The following is a 16,316-nucleotide window of genomic DNA, read 5'->3' as shown; positions in this document are numbered from 1 at the left end:
TCAGAGAGACCCGAGCTCTTGGTCGATGAGGTCGAACATCTCGTCGTCGGTGGCCGCGTCGATCCGGTCGAGGTCGAGATCGCGGTCGGCGCCGGCGCCGGTGTCGGCGGTGTTCGACGCGGTGCCCTGGGTGTCGGTCCACTTCCAGAGCAGCGCCTTCAGACGGGCGGTGACCTTGTCCCGTACCGCGTCCTGCGGGGCGAGCGCCGCGAGCAGCGTCTCCAGCCGGTCGAGTTCGCCGAGCACGGGCGGGATCTCGGCGGCCGACTCCCGTACGAGGTTCTTGTGCAGGAGCCGGGCGACGGCGACGGGGCTCGGGTGGTCGAAGACCAGGGTGGGCTTGAGCCGGAGTCCGGTCGCGGCCTTGAGCCGGTTGCGCAGTTCCACGGCGGTCAGGGAGTCGAAGCCGATGTCCCGGAAGGCGGTGGTGGGTTCGACGCGGGCGGCGGTGGCGTGGCCGAGGGCCGCCGCCGCCTGGTTGCGCACCAGCTCCAGCAGGATCTTCTCCTGGTCGGCCTCCGGCATCCCGGCGAGCCGCCGGGCCAGTGCGGGGGTCCCCGAGTCCGCGGTCTCGCCGGAGACGGCGCCGGCGCTGCCGACGAGACCGCGCAGGACGGCGGGCAGCAGGCCGGTACGGGCCATGGCGCGCAGCCCCGGCACGTCCAGCCGGACCGGCACGATCACCGGCCGGTCCACGGTGAGGGCGGCGTCGAACAGGGCCAGCCCCTCGGACGGGGTGAACGGTACGACTCCGGCGCGCCCCATCCGGTTGCGGTCGGCGTCGGTGATCCGGTCCCCCATGCCGCCGTTGTCCGTCCACAGGCCCCAGGCCAGCGAGGTGCCGGGCAGGCCGGCAGCCCGGCGTCGGCGCGCCAGCCCGTCGAGGAAGGCGTTCGCGGCGGCGTAGCTCGCGGCGCCGGCGCTGCCCAGGACCCCGGCCAGGGAGGAGAAGAGCACGAACGCGGCAAGGTCCAGGTCCCGGGTCAGTTCGTGCAGGTTCAGTGCCCCGTCGGCCTTCGGCCGCAGCACGGTGTCCAGGCGGTCCGGGGTCAGGGCGGTGATCACACCGTCGTCCAGGACCGCGGCCGCGTGCACCACGGCCGTGAGCGGGTGTTCGGCCGGGATCGCGGCCAGCAGGGCGGCGAGGGCGTCCCGGTCCGCGATGTCGCAGGCGGCCACGTCGACGTGCGCGCCCGACGCGGAGAGTTCGGCCACGAGTTCGCCGATGCCTTCGGCCGCGGGGCCCCGGCGGCCGGCCAGCAGCAGTCTGCGGGCTCCGCGTTCGGCGACGAGGTGGCGTGCGAGGGATCGTCCGAGGCCGCCGGTCGCGCCGGTGAGCAGCACGGTCCCCTCGGGGTTCCAGGCGGGATCGGCGGGCTCCTCGGGCGGGGTGATCCGGGCGAGGCGCGGCACGTGGAGCTTTCCGTCGCGCACCGCGGCCTGCGGCTCGTCCAGGGCGGCGAGCGCGGCAATCAGCGCGGAGTCGGTGGCGAAAGCCGCGACCGGGTCGTCCACGTCGACGTCCACGAGCAGGATCCGGTCCGGGTGCTCGGTCTGGGCCGACTTCACCAGCCCGGCGACCGCGGCATGCGCCACGTCGGCTTCCGGGCCCTCCAGTTCGACGGCTCCCCGGGTCAGCACCACGAGTCGCGCGTCGGAGAACCGCTCGTCCGCGACCCACTCCCGGACGACCGACAGCACACCCGCGAGCGCGTCACGCGTCGCCGCCGCGAGGTCGCCCCGGCTCGGGGCGCAGGGCAGCAGGACGTGCGCGGGCATGGCCGTACCGTCGTCCACGGCCCCGCGGAGGGCGTCGAGGCCGGAGAAGGCGCCCCCGTCGCCGAGGGCCGCCCACCCCGCTTCGGCATCGGTGGCGGGAGCGGACGTCGTGGCGTGCTCGACCCACTCGACCCCGAACATCCAGTCCTGGTGCGCCACCCGCGAGGCCAGTACCTGCTGCGCGGACATGGTCCGGCTCCGCACGGAGGCGGCCGAGGCGACGGGAGAGCCGTCGGCGTCGGCCAGCTCGATCGCCACCGTTTCCTCGGCGACGGGCCGGACCCGGACGCGTACGGCGCCGGCCCCCGGCGTGTGCACGGACAGACCGCTCCAGGCGTACGGCATGCGCACCTCGCCCGGTTCCCCGGCGCCCGGCAGTCCGAGGGCGGCGGTCAGCAGTGCGGGGTGCAGCGCGTAGCGGCCGGCCCGGCCCTGCTCGGTGGCGGGCAGTACGGCCTCGGCGTACAGCTCCTCCCCCGCACGCCAGGCGGCGCGCAGGTACGGACGGTCCTCGACGTCCACGGGTTCGGCGCCCGTCGGCGGCCAGAGCAGCAGGTCGAAGTCCGGTGCCGGAGCGTTCCGGGTCAGTTCCCCGGTGGCGTGCCGGACCCATGGCTCGTCGGCGCCGGCCGCGGCGGGCCGGCTGAAGACGCCCACCGGGCGCCGGTCGGAATCGTCGCCCGCGCCGATCTGCACCTGGACGCGGACGGCGCCCTGTTCCGCCAGGACCAGCGGGGCGTCCAGGTCCAGCTGGTCCAGGTGCGGGAACCCGGCCCGCCGCCCGGCGGACAGCGCGAGGTCCACGAACGCGGCGGCCGGGAGCACCGGCACCCCGCCGACGGTGTGGTCCGCGATCCAGGGCAGGTCGGCCGGGGACAGCCGTCCGGTGAACAGCAGGTCCGGTGCCCCGGCGGTCTCCACGACCGCGCCGAGCAGGGCGTGGCCCGCCGAGTCCAGTCCCGCCGAGGAGACGTCGGGCGCGGCCGTGCCTTCGAGCCAGTAGCGTTCGCGCTGGAAGGCGTACGTGGGCAGGTCGATCCGCCGGGCGCCGGGGAACAGCGCCCCCCAGTCGGGGGAGACGCCGTGTGCGTGCAGCTGCCCGAGGGCGAGCATGAGCGCCCGCGGTTCGGGCCGGTCGGTGCGCAGGGCGGGGACGGTGACGATGTCCGCGTCGTCGAGGCAGCCCTGGGCGAGCGCGCTGAGGACACCACCCGGGCCGATCTCCACGAACGTGGTCACCCCGAGGCCGTCGAGGGTCTTGACGCCGTCGGCGAATCGGACCGCCTCGCGGACATGCCGGACCCAGTATCCGGGGGTGTACGGCTCGGCCAGCCGCCCGGTGAGGTTCGAAACGACGGGAATCCGCGGCTCGTTGAAGGCCAGACCCCCGATGGTTCGGGCGAACTCCTCCAGCATCGGATCCATCAACGGCGAATGGAACGCGTGACTGACCTTCAGCCGGGACGTCTTACGGCCCTGCCGGCCGAACTCCTCGGCGATCCCCAGCACCGCGTCCTCGGCACCGGAGACCACGACGGACCGCGGCCCGTTGACCGCCGCGATGCCGACGCCGTCGGTCAGATACGGCAGCACCTCGTCCTCGGTGGCCTCTACGGCGACCATCGCACCGCCGCCCGGCAGCGCCTGCATCAGCCGCGCACGCGCCGACACCAGCTCGGCCGCGTCCTGAAGGGACAGCACACCCGCGACATGAGCGGCCGCGATCTCCCCGACCGAGTGACCGGCCACGTAGTCCGGCCGCACACCCAACGACTCCAGCAGCCGGAACAGCGCCACCTCGACCGCGAACAGCGCGGGCTGTGTCGAACCCGTCCGGTGCAACTCCTCCGAGTCGACGTCGACCGGCGTGCCCAGGAGCGCGCACACCTCGTCGTAGGCGGCGGCGAACACCGGGTACGCCGCGCACAACTCGCGTCCCATGCCGAGGCGTTGGGAGCCCTGCCCGGAGAACAGGAACGCGGTCCTGCCCCGGTCGGCGCCGGCCCGGCCGGTCATCACCTGGGCCGCGGGCTCGCCCGCCGCGAGGGCGGTCAGTCCCGCGCGCAGCTCTTCGGCGTCGGCGCCGACGACCGCGGCCCGGTGTGCCAGCGCCGAGCGGGTGGCCGCCAGCGAGAAGCCCACGTCGGCCGGTGACGCGGCCGCGAGGCCGACGCACGACAGCAGCCGCCGCGCCTGTTCCCGCAGCGCCTGTGCGCTCTTCGCGGAGAGCACCCACGGCACCACGGTGGTCCGGGCCCGCGCCGGCTCCTCGGCCGGGGCGTCGCCGTCGGGCTCGGGTGCCGGGTCCTCGGGGGCTTCTTCGAGGATGATGTGCGCGTTGGTGCCGCTGATCCCGAAGGAGGAGATCCCGGCCCGGCGGGGGTGGTCGGTCTCCGGCCAGGCGGTCGCCTCGGTCAGCAGCTCGACGGAGCCGGCCGACCAGTCGACCCTCGGGGTGGGCCGGTCCACGTGCAGCGTCTTCGGCAGCACGCCGTGCCGCATCGCCAGCACCATCTTCATCACTCCGGCGACCCCGGCCGCGGCCTGCGCGTGTCCGATGTTGGACTTCAACGAGCCGATCAGCAGCGGGCGTTGCCGCCCCTGCCCATAGGTCGCCAGCAGCGCCTGCGCCTCGATCGGATCGCCGAGGTCGGTGCCCGTGCCGTGCGCCTCCACGGCGTCGATCTCCTCGGCGGACAGCCCGGCGCCGGCCAGCGCTTCGAGGATCACCCGCTGCTGCGAGGGGCCGTTGGGCGCGGTCAGACCGTTGGAGGCGCCGTCCTGGTTGACGGCGGAGCCCCGGACGACCGCGAGCACCCGGTGGCCGAGCCGCCGGGCGTCCCGCAGCCGCTCCACCAGCAGCAGCCCGGCACCCTCGGACCAGGAGGCGCCGTCCGCCGCCGCCGCGAAGGACTTGCAGCGGCCGTCGGGGGCGAGCCCGCGCTGCCGGCTGAACTCGACGAAGGCGGACGGGCCCGCCATGACCGTCACTCCCCCGGCGAGCGCCATCGTGCACTCACCGGCTCGCAGGGCCCGCACGGCGAGGTGCAGGGCGACCAGCGAGGACGAGCAGGCGGTGTCGACGGTGACCGCGGGACCCTCGAAACCGAAGGTGTAGGCGATGCGTCCGGAGGCCACGCTGCCGGAGTTGCCGGTGCTCATCAGCCCCTCGACCCCTTCGGGGAGGTCGCCGGGCATGAAGCCGTAGTCGTGGTACATCAGTCCGGCGAAGACGCCGGTGCGGCTGCCCTTGAGGGTGGCGGGGTCGATGCCCGCGTGTTCAAAGGCCTCCCAGGCGGTCTCCAGCAGCAGCCGCTGCTGGGGGTCCATGGCCAGGGCCTCGCGCGGGGAGATCCCGAAGAAGTCCGCGTCGAAGTCCGCCGCGTCGCGCAGGAAGCCGCCCTGCCGGGTGTAGACCTTGCCGGGCCGCTCGGGGTCGGGGTCGTAGAGTCCGTCGACGTCCCAGCCGCGGTCCTCGGGGAACCCCGAGACGGCGTCCGTGCCCTCGACCAGCAGCCGCCACAGTTCCTCGGGGGTGCCGACGCCACCGGGGAACCGGCAGCTCATGCCCACGATGGCGATGGGCTCCTGGTCGCGGGTCTCCAGCTCGCGTACGCGGCGCCGGGCCTGGCGCAGGTCGGTGGTGGCCCGCTTGAGGTAGTCCCGGAGCTTGTCTTCGTTCATCATCGGTGTTGCCCGCCCCTTTTGGCCTGCGCGGTTCAGGAGTTGCCGAGTTCGTCGTCGAGGAGGTCGTACAGCTCCTCGTCGCTGGCCGAGCTGAGGTCGTCGTCGGTCTCGGCTCCGCCGGTGTCTCCGGTTTCGGCCGGCTCGTTCCCGTTCCAGCGGGCGAGCAGGGCCTGGAGACGCATGTTGATCCTGGTCCGGGTGACGTTGTCGAGACCGTCCGCTCCGGGGCCGTCCAGGGCGGCGGCGAGGCGGTCCAGCTCGTCGAAGACCGGTGCCGTCCCCGCCGTACCGCCGGGGAGGTCCTTCAGTACCCGCTGGGCGAGCGCCGCGGGTGTCGGATGGTCGAAGACCAGCGTCGCGGGCAGGCGCAGGCCGGTGGCCCGGTTCAGCCGGTTGCGCAGCTCCACCGCGGTCAGCGAGTCGAAGCCGAGCTCGCCGAAGGCCTGGTCGGGCTGGACGGCCTTGGCCGAGCTGTGTCCGAGGACGGCGGCGGCCTCGGACCGTACGAGGACGAGTACGACATCCGCGCGCTCACTCTCGGGCAGCCCCGCGATCCGCTGGGCCAGCGGTACGGCGGACGCCCGGTCGGTACGGCGCGGCCGGCCGCCGACGAGTGCCTTGAGCAGCGGCGGCACCGGCGCGGTCGCGTTGCGCAGCGCGGCCAGGTCCAGCCGGGCCGGCACCACCACGGGCGCGTCCAACGCCAGGGCGGCGTCGAGGAGTTCAAGGCCGTCCTCGTCGGCCAGCGGCAGTACGCCGCCACGGGCGAGCCGGCCGCGGTCGGCGCCACCGAGGTCCTCGGTCATGGCGCCGGTGCGCTGCCACAGGCCCCATGGCAGGGACACCGCGGGCAGCCCCTGTCCCCGGCGGTACCCGGCGAAGGCGTCCAGGTAGGCGTTGGCCGCGGCATAGTTGGCCTGGCCCGGGGTGCCGAGGGTGCCCGCGAGGGAGGAGAAGACCACGAACGCCGAGACGTCGCCGGCCAGTTCGTGCAGGTTGAGCACGGCGTCGACCTTGGGGCGCAGCACCGTGTCCAGGCGCTCGGGGGTGAGCGCGGGGAGCACTCCGTCGTCGAGGACACCGGCCGTGTGCACCACGGCCGTCACCGGTGTGCCGGACAGCGCCTCGGCGAGGGCGTCACGGTCGGCCACGTCGCAGGCGGCCCAGCGCACTTCGGCACCGGCCGCGGTCAGTTCCGCCTGGAGTTCCGCCGCGCCCTCGGCGGCCGCCCCGCGCCGGCTCATCAGCAGCAGGCGGCGCACGCCGTGCTCGGCGACGAGGTGCCGGGCGACGAGTCCGCCCAGGGCGCCGGACGCACCGGTCAGCAGGACGGGGCCGGGCCCGAAGTCCACGGTGGCCGACGGGGATTCGGCGGCGGTCCTGGTGAGCCGGGGCAGCAGGAGTGTGTCACCGCTCAGCGCGGCCTGCGGCTCCTCGAAGGCGAGCAGCCGCGGGACGACGGTCGCCGCGATCCGCTCCACGTCGGTGCTCCCGTCGCCGTCGTCCGCGCTCTCCACGTCCGGGTGCGCGTCGGCGTCGATGAGGACGATGCGGTCGGGGTTCTCGGACTGTGCCGAGCGGATCAGGCCCCACACGGCGGCCTGCACCGGGTCGGCCGTCGCCGGGCCGCCCGCGTCCGGACCGTCACCCGTTCCCGGTCCGTCCCCGGCGGCGACCGCGCCCCTGGTCACCAGCACCAGCCGGGCGACCCGGTCCTCGGACAGCCACCACTGCACCAGCCCCAGCACCTTGCGCAGGACGTCCCGGACGCGTTCGGCGTCGGTGCCAGACCCGACGGGGCAGGGCACGACCACGGCGTCCGCGTACGCCCGTACCCCGGTCTCCGTCGCGGGGGCGGCGAGGAGGGCGGAGATGTCGTCGTAGGCCCGTACGACCGTGGTGTGCCCGTCGGCCTGTGCGGTGAGCGGTGCCCACTCCACGGTGAACAGGGAGTCCCGGGCGTTCGTGCGCAGTTGCTCGGCCGACACCGGGCGCAGCGTCAGCGACTCCACCGAGACGACGGGCCGGCCCGTGCCGTCGGCGGCCTCCAGCCGTACGGTGTCGCCGCCGGCCGGGGAGAGCCGCACCCGCAGGGCGGCCGCTCCGGTGCCGTGCAGCGTGACGCGGGACCATGCGAAGGGCAGCAGGGGCCCGTCGGCGGCCGGTAACAGACCGCCCGCGCCCAAGGCGTGCAGCGCCGCGTCGAGCATGGCCGGGTGCAGGCCGAACGTGTCCGTGCGCGCCTCGCCGGTGACGGCGAGTTCGGCGTAGACCGCGTCATGGCCGCGCCAGGCGGCACGCAGCCCCTGGAAGACCGGGCCGTAGCTCAGGCCGAGGTCCGCCAGCCGCTCGTAGAAGCCGTCCAGGTCCACCGGCCGGGCGTCGGCCGGGGGCCAGCTGCGCAGGTCGGTGCCGGACGGGGTGGCGCCCGTGGTGAGGACCCCGGTGGCGTTGCGGACCCAGGAGCCGGCACCGACGCGCGAGTGCACGCCCAGCGGGCGGCGGCCTGAGTCGTCCTGGGCGCCCACCAGCACCTGGAGCGCGACGCCGCCCTCCTCGGGCAGTATCAGCGGTGCGTGCAGGGTGAGTTCCTCCACCAGGTCGCAGCCGGTCTCGGCGGCGGCGTGGGCGGCCAGTTCCACGAAGGCCGTGCCGGGCAGCAGGACCGTACCGAGCACCGCGTGATCGGCCAGCCAGGGCTGGGCCCGCAGGGACAGCATCCCGGTGAGCAGATGGCCGCCGGCGTCCGGCAGTTCCACCGCCGCGCCCAGGAACGGGTGGTCGGTCGCGTCAAGACCGGCCGCCCGTACGTCACCGGCCGGGGCGCCCGCCGCCAGCCAGTACCGCTCGTGCTGGAACGCGTAGGTCGGCAGGTCGGTGCGGCGCGCGCCCGGCAGGACGGCGTCCCAGTCGATGCCGACGCCGTGCGTGTGCGCCTGGGCCAGGGAGAGCATCAGCCGGTCGCGTCCGCCGTCGCGGCGGCGCAGCGTGGGTACGACCGCGGCGTCGGCCTCGGCGGCCTCGATGGCGTCCTGGATACCGGCCAACTGGACCGGGTGCGGGCTGACTTCGACGAAGACGTCGTATCCGTCGGCGAGCGCGGCCCGGATCGCGTCGTGGAAGCGGACCGTCCGGCGCATGTTGCGGTACCAGTAGCCGGAGTCCAGCTGGTCCGTGTCCAGTTTCCCGCCCGTCACCGTGGAGTAGAAGGGCACGGCGCCGGGGAGCGGGCTGACACCGGCGAACCCCTCGGCGGCCTGCGCCTGGACGCGTTCGATCTGCGGTGAGTGCGCGGCGTAGTCGACGGCGACGCGGCGGGCCTGGATGCCCTCCCGCTGGCAGTGCGCGAGGAGTTCGTCCAGGGCGTCGGTGTCACCGGAGACCACGGCGGTCGCGGGGCCGTTCACGGCGGCGATGCCGAGCCGGCCGTCCCAGCGGGCGACCAGTTCGCGCACCTCCTCGTCCGGGAGCGGCACCGAGGCCATCGCGCCGAGCCCTTGGAGTTCGCGTACCGCGAGGCTGCGCCGCACCACGACGCGGGCCCCGTCCTCCAGGGAGAGGGCGCCGGCGATCACCGCCGCGGAGACCTCGCCCTGGGAGTGCCCGACGACCGCGTCGGGGGTCACTCCGAAGGAGCGCCACACCTCGGCGAGGGCGACGGTCATCGCCCAGAGCACGGGTTGCAGCACGTCCACCCGGTCCTGTTCGACCTCGGACGTGCCGCGCAGCACCGCGGTCAGGGACCAGTCGACGTGCGGTGCCAGCGCGCGTTCGCAGGCGTCGACACGGTCGCGGAAGACGGGGACGGTCTCCAGCAGTTCGGCGGCCATGCCCACCCATTGCGAGCCCTGCCCGGGGAAGACGAAGACGGTCCTGCCGCCGCGTGCGCCGCCGGTCACCGCGCCGGGCGGGGTGACACCGGCCGCGACACCGGCCAGTTGCCGTCGAAGCTCCTGGACGCTCTGCCCGACGACCACGGCGCGGTGTTCGAAGGCCGCCCTGGTCGTGGCCAGCGAGTGCGCCACGTCGGTCAGGAGGGCCGCCTCGCCGTCACCGGCGTCGCTGCCGTCACGCGCATCACTCGCGTCATTGAGGTCACTGTCGTCCAGGAAGGACGCGAGGCGGGCGGCCTGTGCGCGCAGTGCCGCCTCGGTCCTGCCGGACAGCACCCACGGCACGGCCGCGCCGGACCCGGACGCCGGTCCGTCGACCGTGCGGGCCCGCTCGGCGACGGTCGCTGGGGCCTGCTCGATGATGGTGTGCGCGTTGGTGCCGCTGACGCCGAAGGACGACACTGCGGCCCGGCGGGGGCGGTCCGTCTCCGGCCAGTCCACGGCCTCGGTCAGCAGCCGTACCTCGCCCGCCGACCAGTCCACGTGCGGCGTCGGCTCGTCCACGTGCAGGGTCCGCGGGAGCACGCCGTGCCGCATCGCCATGACCATCTTGATCACTCCGGCGACACCGGCGGCGGCCTGTGTATGCCCGATGTTGGACTTCAGCGAGCCCAGCCACAGCGGCTGCCCCTCGGGCCGCTCCCGCCCATAGGCGGCGAGGAGTGCCTGCGCCTCGATCGGGTCGCCGAGCTTCGTCCCCGTACCGTGCGCCTCCACGGCGTCCACATCGGCCGGGGTGAGCCCGGCGGACGCCAGCGCCTGCCGGATCACCCGCTGCTGCGAGGGCCCGTTCGGCGCCGTCAGACCGTTCGACGCACCGTCCTGGTTGACAGCGCTCCCCCGGACGACGGCCAGCACGCGGTGCCCGTTGCGTTCGGCGTCGGACAACCGCTCCACGAGGAGCATGCCGACGCCCTCGCCCCAGCCGGTGCCGTCGGCACCGGCGGCGAACGCCTTGCACCGGCCGTCGGGGGCCAGTCCGCGCTGCCGGCTGAACTCCACGAAGACCGTCGGGCTCGCCATGACGGTGACACCGCCGGCCAGCGCCATCGTGCACTCGCCGCTCCGCAGGGCCTGGACGGCGAGGTGCAGGGCGACCAGCGAGGACGAGCAGGCGGTGTCGACGGTGACGGCGGGACCCTCCAGGCCGAAGGTGTAGGAGACACGCCCGGAGGCGACGCTGCCGGAGCCGCCGGTGGTGAGCAACCCCTCGACGCCTTCAGGGAGTTCGCGCGGGCCTTGCCCGTAGTCGTGGTACATCAGGCCGGTGAAGACGCCGGTGCGGCTGCCCCGCATCGCCGCCGGGTCGATCCCGGCACCTTCGAACGCCTCCCAGGACGCCTCAAGGAGCAGCCGCTGCTGGGGGTCCATGGCCAGCGCCTCGCGCGGCGAGATCCCGAAGAACCCGGCGTCGAACTCGGCCGCCTCGTGCAGGAATCCGCCGTCGCGCGCGTAGGTCTTGCCGAGGCGCTCCGGGTCGGGGTCGTACAGCCCCTCGATGTCCCAGCCCCGGTCCTCGGGGAACCGGGAGATGCCGTCGCGACCGGCGGCCACCAGCCGCCACAGGTCCTCCGGGGAGCGCACGCCGCCCGGGAGACGGCAGCTCATGCCGACGATGGCGATCGGCTCGTCCGTGTCGGCGGCGGTCCGCTGTGCCGTGGGCCGGGCCTTGGCGGCGGGGGCCTCGTCGAGGAGTTCGCCGCCGATGTGCCGGGCGAGGGCGGTGGGGGTGGGGTGGTCGAAGACGAGGGTGGCGGGCAGCCGCAGGCCGGTGGCGCCGGTGAGGCGGTTGCGCAGTTCGACGGCGGTCAGCGAGTCGAAGCCCAGGTCCTGGAAGGCGTGCGTGGGCTGGACGGCCCGGGGCGAGGAGTGCCCGAGCACGGCGGCGACCTCGCCGCGGACCAGTTCGAGCAGCGCCTCCGCGCGCTCGTCGCCCGGCAGCCCGGCGAGTCGGTCGGCCAGGGATCCGGTGGTCGCGCGCTGGGCCGTACCGCGTACGGAGTTACGGACGAGCCCGCGCAGCGGGGCCGGTACGGTCTGCGCCGCGCGGTCGCGCAGGGCGGCGGTGTCGAGGCGGACCGGCACGAGCAGGGGCTCGTCGGCGGCGAGCGCCGCGTCGAACAGCCGCAGGCCGTCCTCGGTGGTGAGCGCCAGCACTCCGGAGCGTGCCATCCGCGACCTGCCCGCCGCGTCCAGGGTGTCCGCCATGGCACCCTCCTGCTCCCACAGGCCCCAGGCGAGGGAGACGGTGGGGCGGCCCTGGGCGCGGCGGTGCCGGGCGAACGCGTCGAGGAAGGCGTTGGCGGCGGCGTAGTTGCCCTGGCCGGGGTTGCCGAAGACACCCGCGGCGGAGGAGAACAGCACGAACGTCGTGCTGTCGTCGGTGAGTTCGTCCAGGTGGAGCACGGCGTCGGCCTTGGGCGCGAGGACGGCGCCCACGCGCTCAGGGGTGAGTGCGGCGATCACGCCATCGTCGAGGACTCCGGCGGTGTGGACGACGGAATCGACCGGGTGGGCGGCCAGCAGCCGGGCGACGGCGGCGCGGTCGGCGAGGTCGCAGGCCGCCCAGGTCGCTTCGGCGCCGAGCGCCACGAGTTCGGCCGCCAGGTCCGCGGCACCCGGCGCGTCCGCGCCCCGTCGGCTGACGAGCAGCAGCCGCCGTACGCCGTGTCCGGTCACCAGGTGCCGGGCGAGGGTGCCGCCCAGCGCTCCGGAGGCGCCGGTGAGGAGCACGGCGCCGAGGCCGGCGGTGGCGGTGTCGTCCGTGTCGTCCGTCCTGCCCGCGCTCCCGGTGGCCGCGTCCTCCGTCGTTCGAGCGGCGGCGGCACGGACCAGGCGCGGTACGCCCGCTTCCCCCTCGCGGACGACGACATGGGGCTCGCCCGACCGTACGACGCCGGGCACCAGCTCGGCCGCCTCGTCCGGGCGGTCGGTTTCGAGGAGCACGACACGGCCGGGGTTCTCCGCCTGGGCCGAGCGGACCAGTCCGCCCGCGGCGGCGTGCGCGAGGTCGTCGCAGCGCGCCACCAGGACAAGGCGCGCCGTACGGTCCTCCGCCAACCACCGCTGGACCAGCGCCAGCACCTCGGTGGTGACCGCGCGGACCCGCTCGGCCCCGCTCATTCCTTCCGGCCCGTCGGGGCACGGCACCACGACCACGTCCGGCTGCGGGGGCCCGTCGGCCTCGGCCAGTGCGTCGAGGTCCGGGACGTACGCGACGACCGTCCCGTCCGCGCCCTCGGCGGCCAGGCTCAACGGCGCCCGCTCGACGGTGAACAGCGCGTCACCGGAGCGCTTGCGAAGCTGCTCGGCCGACACGGGACGGAGCGTCAGCGACTCGACGGACGCCACCGGCTGACCGGCGCCGTCGGCCACCGTCAGGGACACCGCGTCCGTACCTGCCGCAGCCAGCCTCACTCGTACGGTGGACGCGCCCGTGGCGTGCACGGACACCCCGGACCAGGCGAACGGCAGGAGCGGCCCGTCGGCCTCCGGGGCCAGCCCGCCCACGCCGATCGCATGCAGCGCCGCGTCGAGCAGGGCCGGGTGCAGCAGGAAGGACCCGGTGTCCGTGCCGTCGGGGAGGGCGACCTCCGCGAAGACTTCGTCACCCGTGCGCCAGGCGGTCCGCAGTCCCCGGAACGCGGGCCCGTACGCCAGGCCGAGGTCGGCCAACCGGTCGTAGAAGCCGCCGAGTTCGATCGATTCGCAGCCCGCGGGCGGCCATGCGGTGAGCGCCCGGCCGACAGCCTTCTCCTCCCCACTGCCCGCCTCGCCGCTCCCTTCGGTGACGAAGCCGGTCGCGTGGCGGACCCACGGCAGGTCGGCGTCGTCGTCGGGGCGCGCGTGCACGGTCAGCGGCCTGCGGCCCGAGCCGTCGGCCGCGCCGACCCATACCTGCACCGCGACGCCGCCGTGCTCGGGCACCACGAGGGGCGCTTCGAGGGTGAGGTCCTCCAGCAGATCGCAGCCGGCTTCGTCGGCGGCGCGCACGGCCAGTTCCACGAACGCGGTACCGGGCAGCAGCACGGTCCCGAGCACGGCGTGGTCGCTCAGCCAGGGGTGCGTCCGCGGGGACAGCCTGCCGGTCAGCAGCCGCTCGTCGCCGCCGGCCAGGGAGACGGCGGCGGCCAGCAGCGGGTGGTCGGCCGAGCCGAGACCGGCGGCGCGGACGTCGCCGCGAGCGGCCGGCGCGGTGTCGAGCCAGTAGCGCTCGTACTGGAAGGCGTAGGTGGGCAGGTCGACCCGGCGGGCGCCCGGGAAGAAGGTATGCCAGTCCGGCGAGACGCCGTGTACGTGCAGTTCGGCCACGGCGGCGACGAGCGCGGCCCGCTCGGGACGGTCGGCGCGCAGGGCGGGCACGGTGACCACGTCGTCGTCCAGGCAGCCCTGGGCGAGCGCGCTGAGCGCCCCGCCCGGGCCGATCTCCACGAACGTGGTCACACCCAGGTCGCCGAGCGTCTTCACACCATCCGCGAACCGCACCGCCTCCCGCACATGGCGGACCCAGTACTCGGGGGTGTACGGCTCGGCCAGTCGCCCGGTGAGGTTGGAGACCACCGGAATCCTCGGCTTCGCGAACGACAACTCGCTTATCAGTTCGGTGAATTGCTCCAGCATCGGGTCCATCAACGGCGAGTGGAAGGCGTGACTGACCTTCAACCAGGACGTCTTACGGCCCCGCTCCCGGAAAGCCTCGCCGATCGAGGCGACCGCGTCCTCCACGCCCGAAACCACCACCGACTGCGGCCCGTTGATGGCCGCGATGCCGACGCCGTCGGTCAGATACGGCAGCACCTCGTCCTCGGTGGCCTGTACGGCGACCATCGCACCGCCGCCCGGCAACGCCTGCATCAGCCGCGCACGCGCCGACACCAGCTTGGCCGCGTCCTCCAGGGACAGCACACCCGCCACATGAGCAGCCGCGATCTCCCCGACCGAGTGACCGGCCACGTAGTCCGGCCGCACACCCCACGATTCGAGCAGCCGGAACAACGCCACCTCGATCGCGAACAGCGCGGGCTGCGTCGAACCCGTCTGGTCCAATTCCTCCGAGTCCACGTCCACGGGCGCGTCCAGGGCCGCACACACCTCGTCGTAAGCGGCGGCGAACACGGGATACGTGTCATACAACTCACGCCCCATGCCCAGGCGTTGCGAGCCTTGACCGGAGAAGAGGAACGCGACGCGTCCGCCGGTGCCGGATTGGCCGCGGGAGACGCCGGGGGCCGGGGAGCCGGAGGCCACGGCGCGCAGTCCTGCGGCGAGTTCGTCCGGCGTCTCGCCCTGGACCACCGCGCGGTGGTCCAGGGCCGTGCGCGTCGTGGCGAGCGAGAACGCGACGTCGTACAGGGGCACTTCGGCGTCCGTACGGGGCAGCAGCCGTTCGGCCTGGGCGCGCAGGGCCTCCTCGGTCCTGCCCGAGATCACCCACGGCACCGGTCCGCCCTCGGCCGGGCGCGCGGCCTCCGGGGCGACGGCCTCGGCGCTCTCCGGGCCTTCCTCCGGGGCGTCGTCCGGGTCCTCGGTGTCCGGTGCGAACGCCTCGGCGGTCGGGGGCTCTTCGATGATCGTGTGCGCGTTGGTGCCGCTGATCCCGAAGGAGGAGATGCCGGCCCGGCGCGGCTGGTCGGAGGCCGGCCAGGGCGTGTTCTCGGTGAGCAGCCGTACGGCGCCGGCCGACCAGTCGACGTGCGGGGAGGGGGCGTCGATGTGCAGCGTGCGCGGAAGTTCGCCGTGGCGCAGGGCCATGACCATCTTGATGATGCCCGCGACACCGGCCGCGGCCTGGGTGTGCCCGATGTTGGACTTGATGGAGCCCAGCATCAGCGGTTTGTCGTCGGGGCGGCCCTGTCCGTAGGTGGCGAGGAGCGCCTGTGCCTCGATCGGGTCGCCGAGCCGGGTGCCCGTGCCGTGCGCCTCGACCGCGTCGACCTGCGCGGTGGTCAGCCGGGCGGCGGCCAGGGCCTGGCGGATCACCCGTTGCTGGGAGGGGCCGTTGGGGGCGGTCAGGCCGTTGGAGGCGCCGTCCTGGTTGACCGCGGAGCCCCGGACGACGGCGAGGATCTCGTGTCCGTTGCGCCGGGCGTCGGAGAGGCGTTCCACCAGGAGCAGGCCGGCGCCCTCGCCCCAGCCGGTGCCGTCGGCGCCGGCCGCGAACGCCTTGCAGCGGCCGTCGGGCGCCAGTCCGCGCTGGCGGCTGAAGCCGACGAAGGTGGCGGGGCCGACCATCGCGGTGACACCGCCCGCGACGGCCAGCGAGCACTCGCCGTTGCGCAGCGACTGGACGGCCAGATGCAGGGCGACCAGGGACGACGAGCATGCCGTGTCGACCGTGACCGCCGGGCCCTCAAGGCCGAAGGTGTACGAGAGCCGCCCGGAGGCGACGCTGCCCGAGGTCCCCGTGCCCAGGTAACCTTCCAGGTCTTCCGGGGAGTTCTGGAGGGCGGCCAGGAACTCGTGGTTCATCACACCGGTGAAGACACCGGTCCTGCTCCCCGCGAGCGAGGCGGCGTCGATGCCGGCCCGCTCGAAGAGTTCCCACGACGTCTCCAGCAGCAGCCGCTGCTGGGGATCCATGGCGAGGGCCTCGCGGGGCGAGATCCCGAAGAGAGCAGCGTCGAACCGCGCGAGGTCGCTCAGGAACGCGCCTTCGCGGGCGTAGCTGGTCCCGCGGGCCTCCGGATCCGGGTCGTAGAGCGCCTCCAGGTCCCAGCCGCGGTCGGCCGGGAACCCGGCGACGGCGTCACGGCCGCCCGAGACCAGCTCCCACAGGTCCTCGGGCGAGTCGACGCCTCCGGGATAGCGGCAGCTCATGCCGATGATGGCCACCGGCTCCCCGGCGGCGTCCTCGTAGTCACGAAGGCGCCGCCGGGTCTCCTGGAGGTCCGCGGTGACTCGCTTCAGGAAATAGCGGAGCTTGTCCTCGTTCGCCACCGAAATCGTCCCTCACCCCTG

General features: G+C 74.4%; 2 protein-coding genes. Both read right to left on the bottom strand.

The features are described 5' to 3' along the window. Positions 1 to 5,463, bottom strand: coding sequence for a type I polyketide synthase (locus HEP81_RS37565; protein WP_037664334.1), 5,463 nt, complete (start codon positions 5,461 to 5,463; stop codon positions 1 to 3). A 35-nt stretch (positions 5,464 to 5,498) separates the two neighbouring features. Next, positions 5,499 to 16,295, bottom strand: a complete 10,797-nt coding sequence (locus HEP81_RS37560; protein WP_190276073.1) for a type I polyketide synthase — start codon at positions 16,293 to 16,295, stop codon at positions 5,499 to 5,501. Between the last annotated feature and the right edge of the window lie 21 nt (positions 16,296 to 16,316).

This window comes from Streptomyces griseofuscus (genome assembly GCF_014673495.1).
Taxonomy (GTDB): domain Bacteria; phylum Actinomycetota; class Actinomycetes; order Streptomycetales; family Streptomycetaceae; genus Streptomyces; species Streptomyces murinus.
Note: the sequence above shows the minus strand (reverse complement) of the source record. Positions and strands in the feature narration are given on the sequence as shown.